The sequence below is a fragment of the Streptomyces viridifaciens genome (genome assembly GCF_001888885.2).
Taxonomy (GTDB): Bacteria; Actinomycetota; Actinomycetes; order Streptomycetales; family Streptomycetaceae; genus Kitasatospora; species Kitasatospora aureofaciens.
The window spans coordinates 3,049,985-3,075,937 of sequence record NZ_CP090841.1 but is presented as its reverse complement, the minus strand read 5'-3'; the positions used below and the strand labels follow the sequence as shown (position 1 = coordinate 3,075,937).

Annotated in this window: 21 protein-coding genes and 1 tRNA gene; 17 read left to right on the top strand and 5 right to left on the bottom strand. The window is 73.3% G+C overall.

Annotated elements, in window-relative coordinates; genetic code table 11:
* Window positions 1-145 precede the first annotated feature (145 nt).
* Window positions 146-2,869, top strand: coding sequence for a penicillin acylase family protein (locus BOQ63_RS20670; protein ID WP_072654762.1), 2,724 nt, complete (start codon window positions 146-148; stop codon window positions 2,867-2,869).
* 63 nt (window positions 2,870-2,932) lie between these two features.
* On the opposite strand, the gene BOQ63_RS20665 is transcribed toward BOQ63_RS20670, so the two are convergent.
* A complete protein-coding gene (locus tag BOQ63_RS20665; protein ID WP_030552343.1) occupies window positions 2,933-3,508 on the bottom strand; it encodes a 5-formyltetrahydrofolate cyclo-ligase in 576 nt (191 codons plus the stop codon).
* A 61-nt stretch (window positions 3,509-3,569) separates the two neighbouring features.
* Between BOQ63_RS20665 and BOQ63_RS20660 the strand changes: the two genes are divergently transcribed.
* From BOQ63_RS20660 to BOQ63_RS20615, 10 genes are all read left to right on the top strand, one after another.
* On the top strand, window positions 3,570-4,475 hold the full coding sequence (locus BOQ63_RS20660) for a GGDEF domain-containing protein (protein WP_050366614.1): 906 nt from the start codon (window positions 3,570-3,572) through the stop codon (window positions 4,473-4,475).
* Between the two features lie 51 nt (window positions 4,476-4,526).
* A complete protein-coding gene (galU, locus tag BOQ63_RS20655) occupies window positions 4,527-5,447 on the top strand; it encodes a UTP--glucose-1-phosphate uridylyltransferase GalU (protein ID WP_030286461.1) in 921 nt (306 codons plus the stop codon).
* A 26-nt stretch (window positions 5,448-5,473) separates the two neighbouring features.
* A complete protein-coding gene (gene glp, locus BOQ63_RS20650) occupies window positions 5,474-6,811 on the top strand; it encodes a molybdotransferase-like divisome protein Glp (RefSeq protein WP_030552341.1) in 1,338 nt (445 codons plus the stop codon).
* A 203-nt stretch (window positions 6,812-7,014) separates the two neighbouring features.
* Window positions 7,015-7,515 carry a cyclic pyranopterin monophosphate synthase MoaC gene (gene moaC / locus BOQ63_RS20645; RefSeq protein WP_030286457.1) on the top strand — a complete coding sequence of 167 codons (501 nt, stop codon included), beginning with the start codon at window positions 7,015-7,017 and terminating at the stop codon, window positions 7,513-7,515.
* The gene (locus BOQ63_RS20640) at window positions 7,512-8,027 is read left to right on the top strand and encodes a MogA/MoaB family molybdenum cofactor biosynthesis protein (RefSeq protein ID WP_030286455.1); all 516 of its coding nucleotides are present in this window, start codon (window positions 7,512-7,514) and stop codon (window positions 8,025-8,027) included. The genes moaC and BOQ63_RS20640 overlap by 4 nt, the downstream gene beginning before the upstream one ends.
* Before the next feature lie 38 nt (window positions 8,028-8,065).
* Window positions 8,066-8,650, top strand: a complete 585-nt coding sequence (locus BOQ63_RS20635) for a GNAT family N-acetyltransferase (RefSeq protein ID WP_370863250.1) — start codon at window positions 8,066-8,068, stop codon at window positions 8,648-8,650.
* A gap of 150 nt (window positions 8,651-8,800) precedes the next feature.
* The gene (gene sepX, locus BOQ63_RS20630; protein WP_030286454.1) at window positions 8,801-9,805 is read left to right on the top strand and encodes a divisome protein SepX/GlpR; all 1,005 of its coding nucleotides are present in this window, start codon (window positions 8,801-8,803) and stop codon (window positions 9,803-9,805) included.
* Between the two features lie 71 nt (window positions 9,806-9,876).
* A tRNA-Ala gene (locus tag BOQ63_RS20625) sits at window positions 9,877-9,950 on the top strand.
* Between the two features lie 245 nt (window positions 9,951-10,195).
* Entirely contained in the window at window positions 10,196-11,584 is a 1,389-nt protein-coding gene (locus BOQ63_RS20620) for a glycosyltransferase 87 family protein (RefSeq protein WP_072654759.1), read from the top strand.
* Window positions 11,585-11,610: 26 nt separating this feature from the next.
* Window positions 11,611-13,230 carry a DUF2079 domain-containing protein gene (locus BOQ63_RS20615; protein WP_223885991.1) on the top strand — a complete coding sequence of 540 codons (1,620 nt, stop codon included), beginning with the start codon at window positions 11,611-11,613 and terminating at the stop codon, window positions 13,228-13,230.
* 1 nt (window position 13,231) lies between these two features.
* On the opposite strand, the gene BOQ63_RS20610 is transcribed toward BOQ63_RS20615, so the two are convergent.
* The 3 genes from BOQ63_RS20610 to BOQ63_RS20600 all read right to left on the bottom strand — a co-directional run bounded on the left by BOQ63_RS20610 (window position 13,232) and on the right by BOQ63_RS20600 (window position 15,966).
* Window positions 13,232-13,675, bottom strand: coding sequence for a universal stress protein (locus BOQ63_RS20610; RefSeq protein ID WP_150476019.1), 444 nt, complete (start codon window positions 13,673-13,675; stop codon window positions 13,232-13,234).
* Between the two features lie 87 nt (window positions 13,676-13,762).
* Entirely contained in the window at window positions 13,763-14,629 is an 867-nt protein-coding gene (locus BOQ63_RS20605; RefSeq protein ID WP_046386537.1) for a hypothetical protein, read from the bottom strand.
* A gap of 2 nt (window positions 14,630-14,631) precedes the next feature.
* Window positions 14,632-15,966, bottom strand: coding sequence for a VWA domain-containing protein (locus BOQ63_RS20600; protein ID WP_072654758.1), 1,335 nt, complete (start codon window positions 15,964-15,966; stop codon window positions 14,632-14,634).
* Between the two features lie 175 nt (window positions 15,967-16,141).
* Between BOQ63_RS20600 and BOQ63_RS20595 the strand changes: the two genes are divergently transcribed.
* From BOQ63_RS20595 to BOQ63_RS20570, 6 genes are all read left to right on the top strand, one after another.
* Window positions 16,142-16,996: an ATP-binding cassette domain-containing protein gene (locus BOQ63_RS20595; RefSeq protein ID WP_037830243.1), complete on the top strand. Its 855-nt coding sequence runs from the start codon at window positions 16,142-16,144 to the stop codon at window positions 16,994-16,996.
* Window positions 16,993-17,676, top strand: coding sequence for an ABC transporter (locus tag BOQ63_RS20590; RefSeq protein WP_150476018.1), 684 nt, complete (start codon window positions 16,993-16,995; stop codon window positions 17,674-17,676). The genes BOQ63_RS20595 and BOQ63_RS20590 overlap by 4 nt, the downstream gene beginning before the upstream one ends.
* A 146-nt stretch (window positions 17,677-17,822) precedes the next feature.
* Window positions 17,823-19,184 (top strand): FtsW/RodA/SpoVE family cell cycle protein, encoded by a 1,362-nt coding sequence (locus tag BOQ63_RS20585; RefSeq protein WP_072656310.1) that lies wholly within the window; start codon window positions 17,823-17,825, stop codon window positions 19,182-19,184.
* Entirely contained in the window at window positions 19,184-20,692 is a 1,509-nt protein-coding gene (locus tag BOQ63_RS20580; RefSeq protein WP_079183682.1) for a penicillin-binding transpeptidase domain-containing protein, read from the top strand. Before BOQ63_RS20585 ends, BOQ63_RS20580 begins: the two co-directional genes overlap by 1 nt.
* A 176-nt stretch (window positions 20,693-20,868) precedes the next feature.
* A complete protein-coding gene (locus BOQ63_RS20575) occupies window positions 20,869-22,422 on the top strand; it encodes an amino acid permease (protein WP_079183681.1) in 1,554 nt (517 codons plus the stop codon).
* Window positions 22,423-22,550: 128 nt separating this feature from the next.
* A complete protein-coding gene (locus BOQ63_RS20570; protein WP_051835514.1) occupies window positions 22,551-23,960 on the top strand; it encodes a glycosyltransferase 87 family protein in 1,410 nt (469 codons plus the stop codon).
* Window positions 23,961-24,047: 87 nt separating this feature from the next.
* Here BOQ63_RS20570 and BOQ63_RS20565 read toward each other — a convergent pair whose 3' ends face one another.
* Window positions 24,048-25,799 carry a penicillin-binding transpeptidase domain-containing protein gene (locus tag BOQ63_RS20565; protein WP_030286432.1) on the bottom strand — a complete coding sequence of 584 codons (1,752 nt, stop codon included), beginning with the start codon at window positions 25,797-25,799 and terminating at the stop codon, window positions 24,048-24,050.
* Between the last annotated feature and the right edge of the window lie 154 nt (window positions 25,800-25,953).

The following is a 25,953-nucleotide window of genomic DNA, read 5'->3' as shown; positions in this document are numbered from 1 at the left end:
GTTACTCAGTCTAACATTTTGCCATATCTTTAGTTTGGTCCCCCGTTCACAGCCCTCCGCCGACTCGGCCTAATGTGGTTCCCTGTCACGGCCCCAGGCCCTGGACACGCCCGCCCGCCCCGAAGTCAGGACCGCAAGGACCCAGATGCCCCGCTCGAAGAAGTTCCGGCGCGCCCGTCTGATCGTGATCGTGCTGGTCGTGCTGCTGGTGGCCGGCGTCGGCTACGGCGGCTACCGCGGGGTCACCGCGGTCCGTGCGTCCTTCCCGGAGGTGGACGGCACGGTCAAGGTGGCGGGCCTGAGCGCGCCGGTCGACGTCAAACGCGACGCCAACGGCATCCCGCAGCTGTACGCGGACACCTCCGAGGACCTGTCCCGCGCCCAGGGCTACGTCCAGGCCCAGGACCGCTTCTGGGAGATGGACGTCCGCCGGCACATCACCGCGGGCCGGCTCTCCGAGATGTTCGGCGACAGCCAGGTCGACACCGACTCCTTCATCCGCACCATGGGCTGGCGCCAGGTGGCGCAGAAGGAGTACGACACCAAGCTCTCGCCGGAGACCAAGAAGTACCTCCAGGCCTACGCGGACGGCGTGAACGCCTGGCTCGCCGAGCACCCCGGCGGGGAGAAGGCCTCGCTGGAGTACGCCATGCTCGGCGCCGTCAACAGCGGCTACAAGCCCGAGCAGTGGACCCCGGTGGACTCGGTGGCCTGGCTCAAGGCGATGGCCTGGAACCTCTCCGGGAACCTCCAGGAGGAGATCGACCGCTCGCTGCTCGCCCAGGACTTCGGCCCGGACAAGATCGCCGAGCTGTACCCGGAGTACCCGTACTCCCGCAACGGCACGATCGTGAAGACCGGCACCGTCAGCGGCGACACCTACCGCCCGGCCGACGGCTCCACCCAGCCCGGCGCGGCCCCCGGCGGCAGCACCGCCCAGGGCGCCACCACCACCAAGGCGCTGATGCAGGGCCTCACCGACCGGATCGACGGGATGCCGCAGCTGCTCGGCCGCCCCGGCCAGGGCATCGGCTCCAACTCCTGGGTGGTCGCCGGCTCCCACACCACCACCGGCAAGCCGCTGCTGGCCAACGACCCGCACCTCGGCCCCGGCCTGCCCTCGGTCTGGTACCAGATGGGCCTGCACTGCCGGACCCTCTCCTCGGCCTGCCAGTTCGACGTCTCCGGGTTCACCTTCGCCGGCATGCCCGGCGTGGTGATCGGCCACAACAAGGACATCGCCTGGGGCTTCACCAACCTGGGCGCCGACGTCACCGACCTCTACCTGGAGAAGGTCACCGGCCCGGACACCTACCAGGTGGACGGCAAGGACGAGAAGTTCGACCTCCGCAAGGAGACCATCAAGGTCGCCGGCGGCGAGGACCGCACCATCACCGTCCGCACCACCAGGACCGGCGCGCCGCTCATCTCCGACACGAGCACCGAGCAGCAGAACGTCGGCAAGTACGCCCCCAACGGCAGCTCCGCCCCCGACCGCGGCACCGGCGGCTACGGTGTCGCCCTGCAGTGGACGGCACTCAGCCCCGGCAAGACCATGGAAGCCGTGTTCGAGCTGGACAAGGCGAAGAACTGGGACGACTTCCGCAACGCCGCCAAGGACTTCGCCGTCCCCGCGCAGAACCTGATCTACGCCGACGCCAAGAACATCGGCTACCAGGCCCCGGGCGTCATCCCGGTGCGCGGCGGCAAGGGCGACGGCTCGATGCCCGCCCCGGGCTGGGACTCCTCCTACCAGTGGAAGCCGGACCCGGTCCCCTTCACCGCCCTGCCGTACAGCTTCAACCCGGCCGTCGGCTACATCGTCACCGCCAACCAGGCCGTGGTCGACCCCAACTACAAGTACAACCTGACCAAGGACTGGGAGTACGGCACCCGGGCCAAGGAGATCACCGACCAGATCGAGGGCCTGCTCAAGAACAACGGCAAGATCTCGCCGGACGACATGCAGACCCTCCAGCTGGACAACACCAGCATCATGGCCAAGACGCTCGTCCCGCTGCTGCTCAAGCAGCAGATCGACGACCCGTACGTGCGCCGGGCCCAGGACCTGCTGAAGGACTGGAACTACCACCAGGACGCCGACTCGGCCGCCGCCGCCTACTACAACGGCGTCTGGCGCAACCTGCTCAGCCTCGCCTTCGGCCAGAAGTTCCCGGCCGACATCCGGGCCAAGGACAACTGCCTGCTGGTTCGCCAGCAGGACGACCCGACCAAGCCGGACAGCTCCAGCAAGATCGTCACCCAGTGCGGCACCCGCGACCCGGGCAAGGCCCAGCCGGACGGCGGCGACCGCTGGACCGAGGTCGTCCGGGCCCAGCTGGACAAGCCCGACAGCTCGTGGTGGACGTACATCGACTCCCAGCACAAGGAGCAGAAGGGCCTGGACAACCTGCTCAAGGAGGCGATGAAGAACGCCCGGCAGGACCTGACCTCGCTGCTCGGCAAGGACATCTCCACCTGGAGCTGGGGCCGCCTGCACAAGCTGGAGCTGCGCGAGCAGACCCTCGGCACCGACAACTCCTCGATCGCCTCCGGCGCCGTCCACAAGCTGCTCAACCGCGGCCCGTACCGCCTCTCCGGCGGCTCGGCGGCGGTCGACGCGGCGGGCTGGAACGCGGCGGCCGGCTACCAGGTGGACTGGATCCCGTCGATGCGGATGGTGGTCGACCTGAACGACCTGGACTCCTCGCGCTGGATCAACGTCGGCGGCGAGTCCGGCCACGCCTTCCACGCGAACTACAACGACCAGACCGACCTCTGGCTCAAGGGCAAGCTGCTGACCTGGGCCTTCACCCCCGACGCGGTGGAGAAGGCCACCAAGCACAAGCTGGTGCTCACCACCGGTTGACGCCCGTACGGCACGCGCACGGCGGCCCCGCTCCCCAGCCGGGGGAGCGGGGCCGCCGCCGTCTCAGCCGAGCGTCCGCACCCCGGAGGGGGTGATCGCCAGGTCCACCGGCAGGTCGTGCGGCTCGGCCGGGACCCGCTCCAGCAGCTCGTGCTCGTACAGCAGCACGGCCAGCACCGGCCGCACCCCCGCCCGCCCCAGCCGGGCCAGCACCCGGTCGTAGCTGCCACCGCCCCGGCCCAGCCGCAGCCCGCCCCGGTCCACGGCCAGGCCCGGCAGCAGCACCACCGAGGCACCGGTGACGGCCTCCGGCCCGAGCCGCGGCCCGACCGGCTCCAGCAGCCCGCGCCCGGCCGGGACCAGCGTCTGCGGCCCCGCGTACTCGGCCCAGTCCAGGTCGTTGTCGGGCAGCAGCACCGGCAGCAGCACCCGCACCCCGCTCTCCCGCAGCGCGTCCAGCAGCGGCCTGGTCCCGGGTTCCGCGCCCACCGAGACGTAGGCGGCCACCGTGGAGCCCGGGGCGGCCAGCTCCCAGGCGTGTCCGGCCAGCGCGTCGGCCGCCTCGGCGCGCCCCTCGGCGGTGAGGGCGCGGCGCCGCGTCAACAGCCGTGTCCTCAGGTCGCTCTTCTCGTTGTGCACCGGATCCTCCACGTCCGAAAACCGTGACGCGCAGAGCCTGACACGCGAAAGGGTGCCCCGATTGTCCACCCCGTTGCTGGTCCACGCCCTGGCCGCGCTGAGCGCCCCCGCGCTGGCCGGCGCCACCGTGCTGGGACTGCGCGTGCGCCGGGAGCGGACCGAGGCCGCCGAGGACCGGGAGCGGCTGAACGGCCGGATCGCCGAACTGGAGGAGCGCTGCGCCGAGCTGGAGCGCACCGCCTCCTGCGACTCGCTCACCGGCGTCTGGAACTACCGCCACCTGCAGCTCACCCTGGACCGGGAGATCGAACGGGCCCGCCGCGCCGAGCACACCGACCAGGCCGACGGCCCCCGCCCGCTGGCCGTGCTGCTGCTGGAGATCGCCGGCTTCGACGCGGTCATCGCCAAGCACGGCCGCGCCCGCGCCAACGCCGTACTGCGCGACCTCGCCCAGCGGCTCGCGATGGAGATCCGCCGGGCCGACACCCTGGGCCGGTACAGCGGCGAGGAGTTCCTGGTGGTGCTCCCGGACACCGGCGCCGAGGGCGCGGTGCAGGTCGCCGAGCGGCTGGTCTGGTCGGTCCGTCGGCACCTGCTGCTCGACTGGTCCTCCGGCACCCGGGCGCCCCGCCCGGCGGGCAACGGCCTGACCGCCGCCGCCGGCATCGCCGTGCTGCCGGAGGACGGCACCCACGCGGCCGTCCTGGTGCGCGCCGCGGACACCGCGCTGGCCGCGGCACGGGCCGCCGGCGGCGACTGCTGGCGGATCGCACCGCGCCCCGGACAGCCCTCCGGCGGCCCCCGTGAGCGGCCGGCTTCGGCCCCGGAGCGGCCGTCGACTGCCGAACGTGACCGTTCGGGAAAGCCGGGTAGTCTGTCGGCCTGTACCGGAGGGGACCCCCTGGCCCAGCCGGTCGCTTCCCATACGCCTGCCACTGTGGCCGTGCCCCGGAACGTGCTGTCCTAGCCGTCCGACCGTGCTCGGCCGGGCGAAAACGTGCCTGAGTAAGGTAAACGCATGACGACGACCACCTCCCGTATTCCGGTAACCAAGGCCGTGGTACCCGCGGCCGGACTGGGCACCCGCTTCCTTCCGGCGACCAAGGCCACCCCGAAGGAGATGCTGCCCGTCGTCGACAAGCCGGCCATCCAGTACGTCGTCGAGGAGGCCTCCGCGGCGGGCCTGTCCGACATACTGATGGTCACCGGCCGCAACAAGCGCGCGCTGGAGGACCACTTCGACCGGGCCTACGAGCTGGAGGAGCTGCTCGTCCGCAAGGGCGACGAGGACCGCCTGCGCCGGGTCCGCGAGTCCGTCGAGCTGGCCAACATGCACTACGTCCGCCAGGGCGACCCGAAGGGCCTCGGCCACGCCGTCTCCGTCGCGGAGCAGCACGTAGCCGGCCAGCCCTTCGCCGTCCTGCTCGGCGATGACCTGATCGACCCGCGCGACCCGCTGCTCGCCCGCATGATCGAGGTGCAGCAGGAGCTCGGCGGCTCGGTCGTCGCCCTCATGGAGGTCGACCCCTCCCAGATCCACCTCTACGGCTGCGCCGCCGTCAAGGCCAACGGCTTCGGCGAGGACGTCTTCCAGGTGACCGACCTGGTCGAGAAGCCCGAGCCCGGCGAGGCCCCGTCCAACTACGCCGTCATCGGCCGCTACGTCCTCGACCCGCTGGTCTTCGACGTGCTGCGCGAGACCCCGCCCGGCCGAGGCGGCGAGATCCAGCTCACCGACGCGCTGCGCGAGCTGACCACCCGTGACCCCGAGGCCGGCGGCCAGGTGCACGGCGTGCTCTTCAAGGGCCGCCGCTACGACACCGGCGACCGCGCCGACTACCTGCGCGCTATCGTCCGACTGGCCGCCGAGCGCGAGGACCTGGGCCCGGAGTTCCGCTCCTGGCTCCGGGAGTTCGTCGGCTCCGAGCTGCAGGACTGATCCCCCACACAGAGAGCGAGCCGCCGATGACCGGGTCCACGGAACACAGCACCACCCCCGCAGCCTGCTGCGACGGGTCCGCGGACCGGGCACCGGCGGCTCCTCGCTTCTGGACGGTGGACGAGCACCGCGCCGACATCCTGGCCGCGATCGGCCCGCTGCCCGCGATCGAGCTCCAGCTGCTCGACGCCCAGGGCTGCCGACTGGAGGAGGACGTGGTCGCCGACGGCGACCTGCCGCCCTTCGACAACAGCTCGATGGACGGCTACGCGCTGCGCACCGCCGACACCGACGGCGCCACCGACATCTACCCCTCGGTGCTCACCGTGGTCGGCGACATCGCCGCCGGCGCGGGCGAACTCCCCAAGGTCGGCCCCGGCCAGGCCGCCCGGATCATGACCGGCGCGCCCCTGCCGCCCGGCGCCCAGGCCGTCGCCCCGGTCGAGTGGACCGACGGCGGCACCGGCACCGGGACGGCCGCCGCCGCGATGACCGCGCCGGTCGCCGACGAGGAGGTCCGGGTGCTGCGCCCGGTCGCCGAGGGCGCCCACATCCGCCGCCGCGGCAGCGACGTCGCGGCTGGCACCACCGTGCTGGAGGCCGGCACCCGGCTCGGCCCCACTCAGCTCGGCCTGCTCGCGGCGGTCGGCCGGGCCACCGTGAAGGTCCGGCCGCGGCCCCGGGTGGTGGTGCTCTCCACCGGCAGCGAGCTGGTCCAGCCCGGCGAGCCGGTCGGGCCCGGGCAGATCGCCGACTCCAACAGCTTCACCCTCACCGCGGCCGCTCAGGAGGCCGGCGCCATCGCCTACCGGGTCGGCGGCGTCCCCGACGACGCGGACCTGCTGCGCGCCGTCCTGGAGGACCAGCTCGGCCGGGCCGACCTGATCGTCACCAGCGGCGGGGTCAGCGTCGGCGCGTACGACGTGGTCAAGGAGGTCTTCGAGTCCTACGGGGGCATCGACTTCCGCAGGCTCCGGATGCAGCCCGGCAAACCGCAGGGCTTCGGCCGGATCGGCGGCGCGGCCGGGGTGCCGCTGCTCGCCCTGCCGGGCAACCCGGTGAGCGCCTACATCTCCTTCGAGCTCTTCGTCCGCCCGGCCATCCGCACCATGCTGGGCGCGGCCGACGTCCACCGCCCGGTAGTGCGCGCGCTCTGCCCGTCCGCGCTGCGCTCCCCGGCCGGCCGCCGGCAGTTCCTGCGCGGCCGGTACTCGGCGGCCGACGGCACCGTCGAACCGGTGGGCGGCGCCGACTCGCACCTGGTCGGCGCACTGGCCCGGGCGAACTGCCTGATCACCGTCCCCGAGGACACCACCGAGCTGCCGGCCGGCAGCGAGGTCGACGTGGTGCTGCTGGACTCCTGAGGACCCCGGAGGGGAGTGGTTGCCGCGCTCGGCGTGCGGGTTCCGCCCCGAGCCGCAGGGTGCGCCGGCGTCGAAAGGGAGAGCGCGAGGGAGCGACGGAGCGCCGACCGTCGGCGCCGGGTCAAGAGCGCCCGGAGGCGAGCGGGCGAGTCGGGGAGCGGTACGGTAGCGCGGTATTCGACCTGCGCGCCCCTGGAGTACCCGTGACGACACCGAACCCCGGCGACCGACTCACCCACGTCGACGAGCAGGGCGCCGCCCGGATGGTCGACGTGTCCGGGAAGGCCACCACCGCGCGCACCGCCGTCGCCGCCGGGCGGGTCCGGGTCTCCCCGAAGGTGGTGGAGCTGCTGCGCGGCGAGGGCGTGCCCAAGGGGGACGCCCTCGCGGTGGCCCGGATCGCCGGGATCATGGGCGCCAAGCGGACCCCGGACCTGATCCCGCTCTGCCACCCGATCGCGGTCTCCGGCGTCAAGGTCGACCTCGCCGTCGCGGACGACGCGGTCGAGATCACCGCCACCGTGAAGACCGCCGACCGCACCGGCGTCGAGATGGAGGCGCTGACCTCGGTGACGGTCGCCGCGCTGACCGTGATCGACATGGTCAAGGCGGTGGACAAGGGTGCCGCCATCGAGTCCGTCCGGGTGCTCAGCAAGACCGGTGGCAAGAGCGGCGACTGGTTCGCGCCGGAGGTGGCGGAGTGAGCGGGCGCACGAGGGCACTCGCCGTGACCGTCTCCAACCGGGCCTCGGCCGGGGTGTACGAGGACAGGGGCGGCCCGCTGCTGGTCGCCGGGCTGACCGCGATGGGCTTCACCGTGGACGGCCCCCGGATCGTTCCGGACGGCGAGCCGGTCGAGATCGCGCTGCGCGAGGCCGTCGCCGCCGGGTACGACGTGGTGCTGACCACCGGCGGCACCGGCATCTCGCCGATGGACCTCACCCCCGAGATGACCGCCCGGGTCATCGACCGGCAGATCCCCGGCATCGCCGAGGCGATCCGCGCCCACGGCCGCGACAAGGTGCCGACCGCGGCGCTCTCCCGCGGGCTCGCCGGGCTCGCCGGACGTACCCTGATCGTCAACCTGCCGGGTTCGACCGGCGGCGTCAAGGACGGCCTGGCCGTCCTGGAGCCGCTGCTCGCCCACGCCGTCGACCAGCTCGGCGGCGGGGACCACCCCCGGCCCGACGCACCAGCTTCCGGGAGAGCGCACTGAACGCCGGCTGGCCGGTAGAGCTCCAGGAGGGGGAGGTCGTGCTGCGCCCGATCCGGGCCCGCGACCAGCGCGAGTGGCAGGAGGTGAGCCGCCGCAACCGGGACTGGCTGCGCCGTTGGGAGGCCACCGTGCCGCCCGGCCCGGCGGGTCAGGCCGTCGGCCCCCGCCCGACGTACCGGCAGATGGTCCGCTTCCTGCGCGGCGAGGCCTCGGCCGGCCGGATGCTGCCCTTCGTGGTGATCCACAAGGGCCAGCTGGTCGGTCAGCTGACCGTCGGCGGGATCACCTGGGGCTCGATGTGCTCGGCCAACATCGGTTACTGGATCGACGAGGCGGTGGCCGGGCGGGGCATCATGCCGACGGCGGTGGCGCTTTCGGTGAACTACTGCTTCCACACCCTCGGGCTGCACCGGATCGAGGTTTGCATCCGCCCGGAGAACGGCCCCAGCCGCCGGGTGGTGGAAAAGCTCGGCTTCCGTTCGGAGGGAATCCGCCCGCGCTATCTCCACATCGACGGGGACTGGCGGGACCACTTGGTCTACGCCCTGACCGCCGAGGAGGTCCCGGAGGGGATGCTGGAGCGCTGGCGGGCGCTCAGTTCCGGCCGCGGGCCAGGCAATTGAATATTTGTTCGAAAAAAATATCGATATGGCATCGACGCGGTGGCGGACCGTCACAAATGCCGGCAAAATAGTCGGAGAATCAGCTTGAACACACGACACGCCGCGCCAAATTGCTGCCAGGCCTTCCCCGGCGCCCGTACGGTGTGAATCGTGAGCAGTAGCGGCCTTATCTACGCCGTCATCGTAGGGGCCTGGGCCGCCTATCTGGTGCCGATGTGGCTCCGCAGGCAGGACGAACTCAACGAGGCGCGCCCGACGGAACGCTTCAGCACCGCCATCCGCCTGCTGGCCGGGCGTTCGGCGCTGGAGCGGCGGGCAGCCCGGGCCCTGGGCGACGAACCGCGTGACGGCGAGCAGAGCAACGACGGCCCTCCCGAAGGGGACGAGGCCGCCTCCGGCGACCCCGCCACCCGGGAGCCCGAACCCGCCCCGGAGCGCCCGGCCGAACGGCCGGCCCCGCTGCGGGCGGTCGGCGGCGAGCGCCGGGCTCGGCTGCTGGCCCGCCGGCGCCGGATGGTCACCGTCCTCTTCCTCGCCTTCGCCCTCGGCGCGGTGGTCGCCGCGGTGGCCGGCCTCGCCTTCCTCTGGGTCCCGGCCGTCCCGGCGCTCCTCCTCACCCTCTACATCGGGCACCTGCGCAAGCTGGAGCGCCAGCGGTACGAGGTGAAGCTCGACCGCACCCGGGCCGCCCAGGCGGCCGAGCGGCTGCGCCAGCGCGAGCGGCAGCGCGCCGAGGCCCCGACGGACGACCGGCCGACGGTCGAGACGCCCGTCGCGGTGGAGCCGGACCGGGACCCGCCCGCCGAGCAGGGGGCCGGCCGCCGTCCGCACCTGCGGCTGGCCGCCGAGGCCGGAGAGGCCACCGTCCAGATGGCCTCCGCCTCCGCGGTGGCCGAGGCGACCGAGCACGAGGAGTGGGTCGACGGCATGCGCGAGCGCGGTGCGGCCGGCCCGGACTCCTGGGAGCCGGTGCCCGTCCCGCTGCCGACCTACGTCACCGCACCGGTCGCCCCCCGGGTGTCCCGCGGCCTCGACCTGTCGGCCCCCGGCACCTGGACCGCCGGGCGCCCGGCCGAGACCCGCAGCACCCCGCTCTTCGACCAGTACGCCGAGGCCCCGGCTCCGGAGCCCCGCCCCCGCGCGGCCAACGAGTGACCGCCGTGACCGCCCCCGACCAGGGGGTGGTCACGACCCCCCTCCGAAAGGTGCTAGAGTTTCTTCTCGTTGGGGCTGTGGCGCAGTCCGGTAGCGCACCTCGTTCGCATCGAGGGGGTCAGGGGTTCGAATCCCCTCAGCTCCACCCAACGGACCGGTTCCGACCGGCCCAGCAAATCCCGCCGGGAGTCAACTCCCGGCGGGATTTCGTGTTTTGCGGCCCTCGTCGGGGGTGGGCACTCGCCTCGTGACGGAGCTCACACCGCCTTCACCAGGCGGAATCTGACGCACTTTGGGACTCAGGGGAGTCTCAGAGGGGTCGGTTATGGTGGGTGGGCCCAGACGCTGACGAGGGAACGATCTGGTCTATCTCAACGGGGTGCCATCGCGGTGCGCGAGTTCGGTCTGAAACGGTGGACGCGGCAGGCGAACCCGGCGGGGCCCGAGAGCGGCCCGGCGAACGGAAGACCGAATTCCTGGACCGTCGCGGCGGTCTGCGTCGCGGTGCTGTCGTTGACGGCCTTCGTCGTCCAGCGGCACCTGCACGGGGCGAACATGGTCGACATGCTCGTCTACCGGGCCGAGGGCCAGGCCGTCGTCAACGGCGACGACCTGTACGCGATGCGGCTGCCCGGCTGGGACCTGCCGGCCACCTACCCGCCGTTCGCCGCGATGCTGTTCGTGCCGAGCACCTGGTTCGACGTGAGCCCGCTGCGCATCCTGGTGATGCTCGGCAACTACGCGCTGCTCGGCCTGGCCGTGCACCTGTCGCTCAAGCTGGCCGGCTGGCCCGCCCGCCGGTACCGCCCGGCCGCCACCGTCCTCGCGACCGGCCTCGGGGTCTGGCTGGAGCCGGTGTACACCACCTTCCAGTACGGCCAGGTCAACCTCGCCATCCTCTGCCTGGTCCTGTGGGACCTGACCCGGCCGGACCGCAGCCGGTTCAAGGGCGTGGGCATCGGCCTGGCCACCGCGATCAAGATCACCCCCGGCCTGTTCACCGTCTACCTGATCCTCACCGGCCGGATCCGGGCCGCGCTGGTCTCCATCGGCACCTTCCTGGCGGCCGGCCTGATCGGCTGGGTCGCCCTGCCGGACGGCTCGTACGGCTTCTGGACCAAGTACCTGTGGGACCCGAGCCGGGTCGGCGTCACCGTGCTGGTGGACAACCAGTCGCTGCGCGGGGCCGTCTGCCGGCTGCTCGACGCCAACGACCCCGGCACGGTAGGGCTGATCGCCACCGGGCTGGTCGCCGCGCTCGGGCTCGGGGTGGCCGTGCTCGCCGGGCGCTCCGTCCGGGTGCTGCGCCGGGCCGACGCCTGGGGCGGCGTCTGCACCGCGCTCACCGCGCTGCTGGTCTCCCCGATCAGCTGGACCCACCACTGGGTCTGGTGCATCCCGCTGATCGCCCTGCTGGCCGCGGAGGCCAGGAGCACCGGGCGCAGGGTGCTGCTCGGTGCGACGCTGCTGGTGTTCCTCTCCCACGTGATGTGGGCCGTGCCGCACCGCTGGGGCCGAGGGGTCGCCTGGTACTGGCAGCTGCCCGGCGCGATCTACCCGCCGCTGGGCATCGCCGTCCTGGTCGTCATCGGCCTGCGGCTGTACCGCGCCCGGCGGCAGGAGGCCGACGCCTCGGCCGGGGCCTGGGCGCTGCTCGGCGCCAAGCTCGACCCCGACGCCGACCGTGACCTCGACCTCGCCCTCGACCGCGACCGCGGTCCCGAGCACGACACCGAGCACGACCCCGCCCGTGACCGCGCCCTGACCAATCGGACCTGACGGACCAGAGACGGACCGGAGCCGACGTGACCACCCAGACCGCGACCCCGTCGCCGCCCCTGGCCGCCGCGCCCGCCGCCCGCAGGGCCGCGGCCGTCCTGGCCCCGCCCGTCCGGCGCACCGTGCTGCTCAGCGTGCTGTGCTTCGCGGTGATGTGCGCCATCGGCATGCAGGGCTGGTCCTCCGTCTCGCTCGGCGGATTCGACCTGGGCATCTTCGACCAGGGCGTGCGCGGCTACGCCCACTTCCACCTGCCGGTCTCCACGCTGAAGTACTACCACCACGAGTTCCCGCCCGGGTTCTCGCTGCTGGGCGACCACTTCTCCCCGGTGCTGGCGCTGCTCGCCCCGCTGTACTGGATCTGGGACGACCCGCGCTCGCTGATCATCGGGCAGGCGCTGCTGTTCGCGCTCGGGGTGCCGCTGATCCGGCGGATCGCCGCGCACGCCTTCGCCGCCGCCGAGCAGCGCACCGCCCGCCGGGCCGCCGACCTCGCCGGGCTGGCCTACGCGCTCGGCTGGCCGCTGCTGGTCGCCTCCCGGGTCGGCTTCCACGAGGTCGCCTTCGCCGTCCCGCTGACCCTGCTGATGCTGGAGCGCGGCCAGGCCCGCCGCTACGGCACGGTGGTGCTCGCCGCGGTGCTGCTCTGCTGCACCAAGGAGGACCTGGGCCTGCTGGTCGGCGCGTACGGGCTGGTGCTGCTGCTGCGCACCCGCCGCACCGCGGACCGGGCCGGGCGGTTCACCGGGATCGGACTGCTGCTGGGCGGCCCGATCGCCTCGGCGGTGGCGATCAAGTGGCTGATCCCCGCGATGGGCGGCGAGCCGGGCTACTACTGGAACTACAAGGCGCTCGGCGACGACGGCGGCGACGCGCTGCGGAACCTGCTGCACGACCCGTTCCTGCTGGTGCAGGCAGCCTTCGACCAGCCGCTGAAGCCGCTGCTGCTGCTCTGGCTGTTCGGCACCCTGTTCCTGCTGCCGCTGCGCTCGGCCACCGTGCTGTGCATGCTGCCGCTGCTGGCCGAGCGCATCCTGTCCAGCAACCCCAATCACTGGTCGATCGCCCGGCACTACGACTCGATGCTCTGGCCGGTCCTGCTGACCGCCACCGTCGAGGTGCTGGGGCGGATGAGCAGCGTCGAACGGCCCGAGCGGACCCGTCGGCGGGCCCGGCTGCTGGGCCTGGGCACGGTCGGGGTCGCGCTGGTCGCGGCGGTGCCGATCGGACTGCTGCAGCTGGCGGTGCCGTCCTCCTGGGAGCCCAGGGCGAGCGAGGCCGCGCTGGTCCGGGCGGCCCGGCTGATCCCGGACGGCGCCCCGGTGGAGGCGGACAACCAGATCGCCCCGCGGCTGACCGCCCGGACCGACGTGGTGCTGGTGGACGGGACGCCGCGCGGACGCGAGTACGTGCTGACCCGGTCCGACAAGCGGTCCTTCCCGTTCAAGACGGACAAGGAGCAGGCCGACCGGATCGAACTGCTGCTGGCGCACGGCTACCGGCAGCTCTGGGCCGAGGACGGCGTGGTGCTGCTGCACCGGGAGAGCACCGAGCCGGTGCCCGGTGAGCACGTGCCGGGGCCGGGCAGCAAGCCGGTGCAGGACGAGGTGCCGTCCGACGTGGGGCACAACCTGTTCAAGGGGTGAGTCAGGGCCCGTCTTCACGGCTCTGGTCCCGCCGGACGATCACCACCGGGCAGGGCGCGTGGTGCAGGCAGTACTGGGCGACGGTGCCCAGCGGGGCGTCCGGCGGGGTGCCGTGGCCGCGGTTGCCGAGCACGAGCAGGGCGGCGCCGGTCGCGGCGGCGACCAGGGCGGGGCCGGGTGGACCGGTCCTGAGCCTGCGGCGGACCGGGACGGTGCAGGCGCCGGCCGTCTCGGCGAGGATCTCCGCGGCGCGGCGCTCGCTCTCGAAGCCGTCCAGGGCGGGCGGCACGAGGCCGTGCTCGCCGAGCAGGCAGGGGAAGTCCCAGACGGCCACCGCCTCCAGCGGGCCGCCGGTGAGGCCGGCCAGGCGGGCCGCCCAGCGGACGGCGGCGCGGGCGGGCGCGGAGCCGTCCACACCGACCACGATCAGGCCGTGCGGCTGCATGGTTCGAGCGTAGACACCGCCGTCGGGGCGGACACGCCGGAGGGCCGGCCGGAAGGTGTCCGGCCGGCCCCCGTGGGAGTGGGTTCGTCAGGGGCGCTCGGCGTAGGAGCCGTGCTGGTGCGAGCCCTGGGGCGGGACGGCGCCGTAGTGGCCGGGCCGGCGGCCGCGCGGGTGCCGGGTCAGGTGGTAGCCGAGGACGCCGGCCAGGGCGGCCAGGAAGCCGCCGCCGATGGTCCAGTACCAGCGGCTGTTCCAGCCGGAGAACCAGCCGGTGTACCAGTGCTCCTTCTCCGCGACCGGGGCCGCGGCCTTGGCGGTGCTCGCACCGCCGCCGACCGGCGGGACCAGCGGGGCCTTGAGCGTGCCGCCCTCGGGCTGGGCGTTGTCGGCGTTGCCCTTGGCGGCGACGTGCAGGTGGGCCGTGGCGGCCAGGCCGAGGTCGGGCTGCGGGGCGTCGGTGACCGAGAGCCGGACGTAGTACGTGCCGGGCAGCGGGTCGCCGGACCACGGCTCGGCCCAGGTGCGGACCTCGCGCAGGGTGCAGCTCAGCGTCAGGCTGGTGGCGCTCTGGTCGCCGGTGGCGTTCTGGGTGCCGGCGGTGCAGGACTGGCGGCGGCGCAGCCCGTCGAAGACCTCGACGGTCCAGGTCTGCGGGCCGTGCCGGTCGCCCGCCGGGGCCAGGTTGACGGACAGGTTGACCGTCGGGGTCTGGCCCTCGGAGGCGCCGAACGCCCAGTACAGGTAGTCGCCGGTGGAGACGGCGACGTCGGCGTCCTGGCCGGGGGAGAGGTTGACGGCGGTCAGGAAGGAGGTGCCGGCCTTGGTGGCCGGGGCCGCGGTGCCGCTCGCGGTCGCCGTCGGGGACGGCGGGGCGGCGGAGGCGGCCGGGGCACCCAGCGCGAGGGCGGGCAGCAGGGCGAGGGCGGCGAGGACGCCGCGGATCGTCGTACGCATGATCAGTTCTCCCGCCAGACGGCGATCCGCCAGCGCGCGATCCAGCCGGCGACCAGGCCGGAGAACAGGCCGGCCAGGGTGAGGGTGAGGAGCAGGATCCAGCCGCGGCCGAGGCCCATCGCGGCGCCCTCGGGGGCGGGCGAGGCGGAGGCGAGGTCCACGGTCAGCTCCAGCGGCATGCCGGGATCGGTGTGGACACCGGCCTGCGGGGCCAGCGAGTTGCTGACGACCAGGCAGACGGTGGTGTCCGGCTTGTCCTTGTCCTTGTCCTTGGCCGAGGTGGTCGGGCTCGCGGTGACGTAGCCCTTGGAGTCGTCGGTGGACCAGCGCAGGCCGGTGGAGATCACGTCGGTGCGGGTGCTGCCGGCGTCGGTGCCGCGGACCAGTTCCTGGCCGGTGGCGCTGGTGGCCTGGAGCAGGACGCCGTAGTCCCGCGCCATCGCGCGGTCGAGGCCCACGCTGACCGAGGCGCGCAGCTCCTGGCCGGACTTGACCGGGACCTTGTAGACGCGGTGCTCGGAGAACTTCTCCCGGTCGCTGTAGACGCCGGGGGTGAGCACCGGGGCGCTCTCGCACTTGTCGGTGCCGGTGGTCCTGACCGGGTTGATGGTGTAGGTGTCGTTGCTCTGGTCGACCAGCTGCTTCACCTTGTCGGTGAGCTGCTGCGGGGTGCGGACGTCGGTGAAGCTCCCGCCGGTCGCGTTGGCGATGCAGATCAGCTGCTGGGTGGTCTTGTCGTCGTGGGCCAGGCCGAGGGTGTCGACCACCAGGTGGATGCCCTGGGCGGCGAGTTCGCGGGCCACGTCGCACGGGTCGGGCGGGGCGCAGTCGTCCTCGCCGTCGGTGATCAGCACGATCCGGCGGGTGGCGTCGCCCTTGCCGAGGTCCTGGGCCGCGCCGCGCAGGGCCAGGCCGATCGGGGTCCAGCCGGTGGGGCGCAGGGTGGCGACCGCGGTCTTGGCCTCGACCTTGTTGGTCTTGCCGACCGGGAAGAGCTGCTTGGTGTCCTGGCAGCCGGCGGTCTTGTCGTTGCCGGGGTAGGTGGCGCCGAGGGTACGGATGCCGAAATCGGTCTCCCCGGGCAGGGCGTCGATCACCTCGTTCAGCGAGTTCTGGGCCACCGAGATGCGGCTCTTGCCCTGGATGTCGGCGATGTTCATGGAGCCGCTGACGTCCAGGATCAGGTCGACCCTGGGGTTCTCCTTGGGTGCGGCGGAGGCGCCGGCTGAGGGTTCGTCGGCGTGGGCGGGCAGGCCGAGGAGCAGCGAGGCGCCCGTTATCGCCAGGGCGGCCAGCAGGCTGCCGAGCCTGGTCTTCGGTCGTCGTCCGGTATTCACCCGGCAGATCCTAGGGATCATCAGTTCGTCAGGGCCAAACGGGACCGGACGGTGCACCCACCTGCCCCGGTGTGAACTCCGGCGCGCCGAGGGGCGTTTGCGGGCCGTCGTGCTCACGCCGGGCTTATCCGCGGCGGATAGCCTTCGTACGGTTCGGAGGGAGGCGGGCGTGCGGATGGAGCTGACCGCGGTCGGCAAGCGGTACGGACGGGGCGGCCGGTGGATCCTGCGCGGTGTCCGGCTGGCCGTCGGGTCGGGGGAGCTGGTGCGGATCACCGGGGCGAACGGCAGCGGCAAGTCGACCCTGCTGCGGCTGGTGGCCGGGATCGAGCGGCCGAGCACCGGCCGGGTGGTTCGGCCCGGGGCGGCGGCGTACGTGCCGGAGCGCTTCCCGCCGGCGCTGCCGTTCGACGCCGCCTCGTACCTGCTGCGGGTCGGCCGGGTGCACGGGCTGTCGGAGGCGGTGGCACGGCGGCGGTCCGGGGAGTGGCTGGACCGGTTCGGCATCGCGGACCGGGCGGGTACCCCGCTGAGCCGGCTGTCCAAGGGCACCTGCCAGAAGGTCGCGGTGGCGCAGGCGCTGATCGCCGAGGCCCGGGTGCTGCTGCTGGACGAGGCCTGGACCGGGCTGGACCCCGGCGCCAGGGCGGTGCTGGACGAGGCGGCCGCCGAACGGGCGGCGGCGGGCGCCGCGGTGCTGTTCGTGGACCACGACCCGGCCCGGCTGGCCGGGCGGACCAGCGCCGCCTACCGGGTCGGTGCGGACGGTGGACTGTGCCCGGCGGAGGAGGAGCCGCCACCGCGGGCGGTGGGCGGGGGCGGCCCGGTGATGGAGATCGAGGTGGACGTCCCGGACGGCGCCCCGCTGCCGGAGCGCCTGCCCGGGGGGCCGGAGCCGACCGCGCTGGGTGGGACGGCGGTGCGGTTGACGGTGGCGGCCGCGCACTCGGACGCGCTGCTGCGCAGCCTGCTGCTCGGCCGCCCGGCCGTACGGGTGCTGGCGGTGCGTCGACGGGAGGGGCAGGGGTGAGGCAGGTCGGGGCACTGACCCGGTACCACCTGGAGCTGCTGGTGCGCTCGCACGCCTGGCTGCCGCCGTTCCTGGCGTTCGCGCTGCTGCTGGTGGTCGGGGTGACGGCCGGGGACCCGCTGCTGGGCGGACTCGGCTACGGCGCGGGGCTCCTGGTGCCGGTGAGCGCCTGGTACGTGCGCGGCGCGCTGACCGCCGAGCCGCCGGCCTCGCGGGCCTGCCTGGTCGCGGTGGCGGGCCCGGCACGGGTGCACCTGGGCGCGCTGCTGGCGGCGCTGTCGGCGGGCCTGCTGCTGGCGGTGGGCGAGGTGGCGGCGCTGTGGTGGGTCAGCGGGCCGGTGGCCGGTCCGGGGGCGCAGCGGGAGCCGGGGGTCGGCCCGGCGCTGCTGGCCGGGCTGGTCACCTCGGTGGTCTGCGTGCTGCTGGGGGTGCTGGCCGGGGCACTGGGCAACCGCCCGGTGCTGGTCCGCGCGCCGTACGGCGTCCTGGCGGCGCTGGGCCTGGCCGCGGCGGCGCTGGTGGTGCCGGTCTCGCCGGCCAACGCGGCGCTGCGCGGGGTGGTGACGGCGGCCCGGACCGGGCGGCCGGCCGCGCCCTGGGGCGAACTGCTGCTGGCCGCCGTGCTGTCGGCCGCGGTCGGGGCCGGGGTGGCGGCGCTGGCCGGGCGGTGGCCGGAGTAGGCGACCGCGGGCGCAATTGCGGACACACCGCGGTGAAGAGCCGATACATGTGGACAGCGCTCGTTAGGGTGACGAACCCCGGGCATCGGCGCCCGACCCGGCCAACCCCGCCTCCCCCAGGACGGTCCGTGGCGACACCCTCCGCCGTGACGAGATCCGCCGCCCGGCCGAACCGGCCGGTGCCGAGCCGGCGCACCACCGAGCTGGTGCTGGTGCTGGCCGCCGTCCTGACCGCCGTGTTCGGCTACGTCGAGGTGGGGGTGAACCTCGACGGCGAGGTGCCGGCCGACGCCGCCCGGTACGGGGCCGAGTTCGGTGTGCTCGCCCTGGCGGCGCACGGCGTGGTCCGGTGGCGGGCCCGGTACGCGGACCCGCTGCTGCTGCCGATCGCGGTGCTGCTCAACGGGATCGGACTGGTGGTGATCCACCGCCTCGACCGGGCCACCCCGGGCCGCGAGGCGGCCTCCGCCCAACTGCTCTGGTCCAGCCTGGGAGTGGCGCTGTTCATCGCGGTGCTGCTGCTGGTGCGCGACCACCGGCGGCTGCGGCGCTACGCCTACCTCGGGGCGCTGGTGGCGCTGGTCCTGCTGGTGGTGCCGGTCCTCTTCCCGCCGGTGTACGGCTCCCGGATCTGGATCGTCGTGGGGCCGCTCTCCTTCCAGCCCGGGGAGTTCGCCAAGCTCCTGCTGGCCGTCTTCTTCGCCGCCTACCTGGCGGTGCACCGGGACGCGCTGGCGCTCACCGGGCGCCGGGTCTGGCGCTGGCACCTGCCGCGCGGGCGGGTGCTCGGGCCGGTGCTGATGATCTGGGCGGCCTTCGTCGGGGTGCTGGTGCTGGAGACCGACCTCGGGATGTCCCTGCTGTACTTCGGCCTGTTCGTGGTGATGCTCTACGTGGCCACCGCGCGCACCGGCTGGATCGCGATCGGGCTGGGCCTGGCGGCGGTCGCCGCGGTGACGGTGGGCCGGCTCTCGCCGCACGTGCACAGCCGGGTGGTGGACTGGCTGGATCCGCTGGGGTCGATCGCGGCCGGCAGGGGCGCCAACCAGATCGCCCAGTCGCTGTTCGCCTTCGCCTGGGGCGGGGAGCTGGGGACCGGGCTGGGCAACGGGCACTCGGTGCTGATCGGCTTCGCCGCCAAGTCGGACTTCATCCTCGCCACCATCGGCGAGGAGCTCGGCCTGACCGGGCTGGTCGCGGTGTTCCTGCTGTACGCGGTGCTGGTCTCGCGCGGCTTCCGGACCGGCATCGCGCTGCGCGACCCGTTCGGGCGGCTGCTGGCGATCGGGCTGGCGGCGACCGTCGGCCTGCAGGTGTTCGTGGTGGCGGGCGGGGTGCTGGCGCTGATCCCGCTGACCGGGATGACCATGCCGTTCATCGCCCAGGGCGGCTCCTCAGTGGTCTCCAACTGGATCGTCGTCGCGCTGCTGGTGCGGATGAGCGACGACGCCCGGCGGCCCGCTCCCGCTCCCGCGCCCTTCCCGGCGCCCGGGCCGGAGGTGGGCTGATGGCCTCGACCCGAGCGCGGGGCAACGGCCCGCAGGGACTGCCCGGGATCTCGGTCACCGGGCGCCGGGCGGCCACCTTCTGCCTGCTGCTGGTCGGGGCGCTGTGCGTGCAGGCCACCCGGGTGCAGGTCTTCGAGTCCGCGGACCTCGACCACAACACCGCCAACCAGCGGCTCACCATCGAGCGGTACGCCCGGCCGCGCGGCGACATCCTGGTCGGCGGCCGCCCGGTGACCGGCTCCCGGCCCACCGGCGGGCGGTACGCGTACAAGCGCGGCTACACCGACGGCCCGACGTACGCCGCCGTCACCGGCTTCGCCTCCCAGGCGTACGGCAACAGCCAGCTGGAGGGCACCGAGGACGGCCTGCTGACCGGCACCGACGGCCGGCTGACCGGCTGGTCGCTGTGGGACGCGATCACCCGCCGGCAGAACCCCGGCGGGGACGTGCACACCACGATCGACCCGGCGGCCCAGCAGGCCGCGATGAGCGGGCTCGGCGGCCGGAAGGGCGCGGTGGCCGCGATCGAGCCGGCCACCGGGCGGATCCTGGCGCTGGCCAGCACCCCCTCCTACGACCCGGGCGACTTCGCCGGCTCCTCGGGCGCCGACCGGACGGCCTGGAACCGGCTGCGGGACGACACCGACCAGCCGATGCTCAACCGGGCGCTGCGCCAGACCTACCCGCCGGGCTCGACCTTCAAGGTGGTCACCGCCGCCGCGGCGCTGAGCGCCGGGGTGGTCACCGATCCGGGTGCGCCGACCGACGCGCCCTTCCCGTACGTGCTGCCGGGGACGACCACGCCGCTGGTCAACGACAGCGCGGACTGCGACCGGCCGGGGCTGTCGCTGGACGCCGCGATGACCGCCAGCTGCAACAGCGTGCTGGGCTACCTCGGGGTGCGGACCGGGCTGTCGAAGGTGGTGGCGACGGCCGAGGGCTTCGGTTTCAACGACCCCCGGCTGGACGTGCCGGTGCGCCCGGTCCGGTCCAACGTGGACACCTCGATGGACCCCGCCGAGCTGGCGCTCTCCTCGATCGGGCAGTTCGACACCGCGGCCACCCCGCTGGTGATGGCGATGGTCGCGGCCGGGATCGCCAACGACGGGACGGTGATGCGTCCGCAGCTCGTGGACAAGCTGACCAGGAGCGACGGCACCGAGGTGGAGCTGATGAGGCCGGCCGTCTACCGGCGGGCGGTCACCCCGGCGGTGGCGGGGCAGGTGCGGAAGCTGATGACCGACGTGGTGGAGAACGGCACCGGCGGCAACGCCCGGATCGCGGGGGCGGTGGTCGGCGGGAAGACCGGCACCGCCCAGCACGGGGTGGACAACAGCGGGACACCGTACGCCTGGTTCATCTCCTGGGCCGGGCCGGCCGGCTCGGACGCGGTGCCGCCGGTCGCGGTGGCCGTGGTGGTGGCGGACAGTGACGCCACGGACGTCACGGGTGGCGCACTGGCCGCCCCGATCGCCCGCTCGGTGATGCGGGCGGTGCTGGGCCGCTGACCCGGCAGGCCTCTGACCTGCTCTTCTAGCCAAGGCCCGGAAACTCCGCCGCGTGCGAAGTGTCCGGTTTGTGATGTCTGATACGCCAATTCGTACAATGCGCCGATCAGTATTGTTTGTTTGCGACACTGGTGTCTTCGCCGGGTACTGTCCCATGTTTGTTCGGTTGGTTCCCGATGACACCTCCCAGTGCCTCGGGTGACCGGCCCCTAGGACACCCTCCCCCGCCTAGAAGGACCGCAGTTTTGGCCAGCAACACCTTTGGTGCGCGTCTGCTGCGACGCAAGCCCGTCTCGACCCTGATCGCGGAGAGCGAGGGCCACGGCCTTCCGGCCGGCGCACCCGAGGAAGGCGGACGCTCCGGCATCCACCTGCGCCGCTCGATCGGCCTCTGGCAGCTGTCCGCCATCGGCATCGGCGCCACCATCGGCACCGGCATCTTCTTCGTGCTCGGCAGCGCCGTCCCGCAGGCCGGACCGGCCGTCATCCTGTCCTTCGTGGTCGCCGCGATCACCGCGGGGCTCACCGCGCTCTGCTACGCCGAGATGGCCTCCGCGATCCCGGTTTCCGGCTCCTCGTACTCCTACGCCTACGCCACCCTCGGCGAGGGCGTCGCCTTCGGCGTCGGCATCTGCCTGCTGATGGAGTACGGCGTGTCCGCCTCCGCTATCGCGGTGAGCTGGGCCGAGTACCTGAACAAGTTCCTCGACCTGGCCTTCGGGCTCAGGATCCCCGAGCAGCTCTCCGGCGCCCCCGGCGGTGGCCACTGGTTCAACCTGCCGGCGCTGCTGCTGGTCGCCATGGTCTGCTTCCTGCTGGTCCGCGGCGTCAGCGAGTCGGCGAAGGTCAACGCGGCCATGGTCGGGATCAAGATCGTCATCCTGCTGCTGTTCATCGGCGTCGCCCTCACCGGCTTCAAGTCCGGCAACCTGACCCCGTTCATGCCGCTCGGCGTCGGCGGCGTGCAGATGGCGGCCTCCAGCATCTTCTTCTCCTTCATCGGCATGGACGCCGTGTCCACCGCCGGTGAGGAGGTCAAGAACCCGCGCCGCACCCTGCCGATGGCGATCATCATCTCGCTGGTCGTGGTGACCCTGCTCTACATCCTGGTCGCCCTGGCCGGCATCGGCGCCCAGCCGTGGACCGAGTTCGGCGGCCAGGAGGCCGGGCTCGCCCAGATCATGCAGAACATCACCGGCCAGAGCTGGCCGGCGATGATCTTCGCGGTCGGCGCGATCATCTCGATCTTCAGCGTCACGCTCGTGGTGATCTACGGCCAGACCCGCATCCTGTACTCGATGGGCCGCGACGGCATGCTGCCCAAGCGTTTCGCCCAGCTCTCCCCGCGCACCGGCACCCCGGTCTGGAACACCCTGGTGGTCGGCGTCGGCGTGGGCGCGCTGGCCGCGTTCATCCCGCTGGACGTCCTGGCCGACATCACCAGCCTCGGCACCCTGATCGCCTTCTCGGTGGTCTCGATCGGCGTGATCGTCCTGCGCCGCACCCAGCCCGACCTGCCGCGCGGCTTCAAGGTCCCCGGCTACCCGGTCGTCCCGCTGCTCAGCGTCGGCTTCTGCATCTACCTGATCACCGGCCTGCACGCCGACACCTTCCGGGCCGGGGCGATCGCCCTCGCCGTCGCCGTGGCCGTCTACTTCGGCTACAGCATCAAGCACTCCCGGCTGGAGCGGGCCGAACAGCCCGTCCCGGTCGACACCAACGCCGGCTGACCGTGCCGTTACCCAATCGTGAAGGGCCGCCGCCAGGTACGACACCGGGCGGCCCTACGCGCGTAAACCGCCATCAACCGCCCGACGCGATGGCGACAGGGCCCCGCCCGCACCCATAACCTTCCACCATGGTGAGCACCCGCACGCCCGGCTTCTCCCGCCCGCGCGGCCGCTTCACCGGCCGCGCCAGAACGCCGGCCCAGTCCATCAGCGCCGAACTGCCGTCCAGACGGAGACGGCCGCCGACGGGCTTCTCGACCCGACCGTTCCCCCGGCAGCGTGGCGAGAGCACCTTTCCGCCCACGCCCGATCGGTGGAATCCCGCCCGACTCGCCTCGCTGCGCCGGGTCCAGCTGCTCGGCTGCCTGATCGCGGCCGGCTGGGCCGCCGCCTTCCCGCTGGTCTCCGACCTGGCCAACCAGCGGCTGTGGGGCCTCGTCGCGGCCCCCGCCTACCTCGTGGCCGGGCTCCTGTGCCTGACCCTGCCGCGCCGCTTCGCCGCCGAGGCCGCCGCCGTGGTCGCCCTGGTCGGAGCCGTGCTGGCCCCGCTCGGGCTACTCGCTGTGACCGGTCGGCACCAGTCCGAGGTCATGGTGGTCGAACGTTCCGCCCACCTGCTGCTCACCACCGGGGACGTCTACCTCCAGCACCCCGTGGTGGTCACCGACTACAACCCGTACCTGCCGGCGATGTCGCTGTTCGGACTGCCGCGCCAGCTGCTCGGCAGCTCCACCGCCTTCGCCCGGGTCGCCGGGGACGCCCGGATCTGGTTCGCCCTCACCTTCATCGCCTGCCTGCTGGGAGCCTGGCGGCTGCTGCGGCCCTCCAGGGACCGTGCGCCACTGCTGCCGCTGGCCGTCCTCACGGCCTCGCCGCTGATAGCGCTCGCCCTCGTCGTCGGCGGGGTGGACCTGCCGCTGATCGGGGTCTGCTGCCTGGCCATGGCGCTCGCCGAGCGGGACCGCACGGTCAGCGCCGGACTGGTGCTCGCCCTCGCCTGCAGCCTCAAGTGGACCGCCTGGCCCGCCCTGCCGGTGGCCGTCCTGCTGCTCTGGCGGCTGTACGGGCGTCGGCCCGCCGCCCGCACCGCGCTGATCGGGGCCGGGGTGAGCGCGGCGGTGCTGCTGCCGTCCGTGCTGACCCAGCCGCAGGCACTGCGCGACCAGGTGGTGCGCTTCCCGCTCGGGATGACCGCGATCCGCACCCCGGCCGGCAGTCCGCTGCCCGGCAAGGTGCTGGCCGGCTTCGGACCGACCGGGCACTCCGTCTCGCTGGCGCTGATGACCACGGCCCTGGTCGGGGTGGCGATCTGGCTGCTGGCCCGTCCGCCGGTCTCCGCGATAGCGGCCGCCGACCTGCTGGCCGCCGGACTGGCGATCGCCTTCACGCTCGCCCCGGCCGGCCGGTTCGGGTACCTGGCGCTGCCGGCCGTGCTGATGATCTGGCCGCGGCTGGCGGCCCGGCGCTGGACCAGCCGCCGGCCGGTGCCGCCGCGCCCGGTGCCGGACGCGCCGGCGCCCGCCGTGCCGCGCCGTTGAGCCCGCACGACGACGGGCCGTGACGCGACGGAGCCCGCCCCGCCGGTGACGGCGGGGCGGGCTCCGTACGTTTCGCGGACCGGGGCGTCAGTGGCCGGCCTTGAGGAGCGAGGCGACGGCCGGGCCGGCCGCGTCCACTCCGTGCCCGCCGCCCTGGACCTCGGCGGCGACCGCGAGGTTGCCGCGGAAGGCGGTGAACCAGCTGTTGGTGGTGGACGCGCCCTGGACCTCGGCGGAGCCGGTCTTGGCGCCCGCGTTGTCGGTGATCCCGGCCATCACCTGGCTGGCCGTGCCGCCGACGGCGGTGGCGTTCATCATCGCGCGCAGCTTGGCGGCGACGTCCGGCGAGATCTGCCGGGCCGCCTGCTGCTGCGGCAGGCCAGCGACCAGGACCGGCTGCTTGAACGAACCGCTCTGGACGGTCGCCGTGACCGAGGCGATGGCCAGCGGGTTCATCTGGACCTTGCCCTGGCCGATGTAGTTCATGGCCTGCTCGTCCTTGCTGCCCGGGGTCGCCGGGATCTTGCCGTCGGCGTTCGGCAGGCCGGTCTTCCACTCCAGGCCGATGCCGTACACGTCCTTGGCGGTGCCGGCGAGCGTCTCGGGCTTGAGGCTGGTCAGGCCCTGGTTGATGAAGGCGGTGTTGCAGGACACCATGAAGTCCTTCTGGAGCGTGTACTCCGGGAAGGCGCCGGGGAAGTCGTTCGGGATCGCCACCGGGTTGCTGCTCTTCTCCGGGCAGGCCACCGGGGTGTCCGGGCTGAGCCCGGCCTCCAGCAGGGCCGTGGAGGTGACGATCTTCATCGTCGAGCCGGGGGCGAGCAGGCCGGTGAAGGCCCGGTTCTGGCCGGTGGCCGGGGCGTTGGCGAAGGCCAGCACCTGACCGGTGCTCGGCTCGATCGCCACGATGGAGCCCTGCTTGCCGCCCAGGTCGGTCATCGCCTTCTCGGCGGCGGCCTGGAGGGTGTTGTCGATGGTCACCTTGAACGGCTTGCCGGGCTTGGGCTCGACGATGGTGAACAGCTTGTCCGAGGCGGTCTTGCCGGACGGGTCGGTGATCACCACCGCGCTGCCCGCGTCCTGGTCCTTGTTCGGGTCCGGCGGCAGCAGCTTGCGGGCGTTCTCCTGCAGGCTGGCCATCAGCGCCGGGGTGAGCGAGGCGCCCTGCAGCGCCTTGCCGTTGCGGTCCACCACGGTGGACGGCGGGGCGAAGACCTGCTGGGTGGCGATCGTCTCGTTGCCGGACAGGTGCGGGTGGATCACCGAGGGCGCCCAGTGCACGGCCGGGGTGTTGTCGCTCATCTTCACGACGCTCAGGAAGCCGTTGTAGTCCCAGACCCGGCTGGTGCCCTCGAACTCGGCGCGGGCCTTGAACCCCATCAGCACGCCGGTCGGCCCGGGGGTGGCGGACGGCGAGTCGCCCGCGCCGGGGGTACCGGTCGCGGACGGGGTGGCCGAGGCGGCGCCGGTGGGCTTGGCCGGGGTGGGCGTGCCGGTGGCCGAGGCGAAGGCCTGCGGGGTGGCCGGGCCGGCCGGGGTGAGGGTCAGCGCGCTGGGCTTCACCTGGGTCTTGAAGGCGGTCAGCGCGGTGGTGGCGGCCGTCGGGTCGTCCGTGAGCGAGGCCGCCTTCGCGATGTCGCCGGAGGCCCAGGCCGCCAGGAAGTCCTTCGCACCGCTCGCCGCCTGGTCGGCCGAGGGCGGGTCGGCGACCACCGTGCGGGGCTTGCCGCCGGACCCGGAGTCCGAGCCGCCCATCAGGCTGTACGCCCCGTAGCCGCCGCCCGCGAGGACGACGATGGACACGCCGGTGATGATGCCGAACTTCGCGCCACTGCGCATGGTGCAAATCCCCCAGGGGTCTCGCGGCCGGGCGCAACCGGCGGGGCCGGAAACGCGGTACGTGCACCACCCTAGGCAGCCCTGATGAGGACGCCGACGAAACGCCGGGGACTTGTGACGGATCTGGTACGTGTCGTGGACCGGGTACGGACGT

Bases quoted from the DNA above. Each gene is read 5' to 3' on its own strand.
- BOQ63_RS20580 (WP_079183682.1), top strand. From the start codon at position 19,184: ATGGCCTCGACCCGAGCGCGGGGCAACGGCCCGCAGGGACTGCCCGGG.
- BOQ63_RS20570 (WP_051835514.1), top strand. From the start codon at position 22,551: ATGGTGAGCACCCGCACGCCCGGCTTCTCCCGCCCGCGCGGCCGCTTC.
- BOQ63_RS20565 (WP_030286432.1), bottom strand. From the start codon at position 25,799: ATGCGCAGTGGCGCGAAGTTCGGCATCATCACCGGCGTGTCCATCGTC.
- BOQ63_RS20575 (WP_079183681.1), top strand. From the start codon at position 20,869: ATGACACCTCCCAGTGCCTCGGGTGACCGGCCCCTAGGACACCCTCCC.
- BOQ63_RS20610 (WP_150476019.1), bottom strand. From the start codon at position 13,675: ATGCAGCCGCACGGCCTGATCGTGGTCGGTGTGGACGGCTCCGCGCCC.
- BOQ63_RS20605 (WP_046386537.1), bottom strand. From the start codon at position 14,629: ATGCGTACGACGATCCGCGGCGTCCTCGCCGCCCTCGCCCTGCTGCCC.
- BOQ63_RS20595 (WP_037830243.1), top strand. From the start codon at position 16,142: ATGGAGCTGACCGCGGTCGGCAAGCGGTACGGACGGGGCGGCCGGTGG.
- glp (WP_030552341.1), top strand. From the start codon at position 5,474: ATGACCGGGTCCACGGAACACAGCACCACCCCCGCAGCCTGCTGCGAC.
- BOQ63_RS20670 (WP_072654762.1), top strand. From the start codon at position 146: ATGCCCCGCTCGAAGAAGTTCCGGCGCGCCCGTCTGATCGTGATCGTG.
- galU (WP_030286461.1), top strand. From the start codon at position 4,527: ATGACGACGACCACCTCCCGTATTCCGGTAACCAAGGCCGTGGTACCC.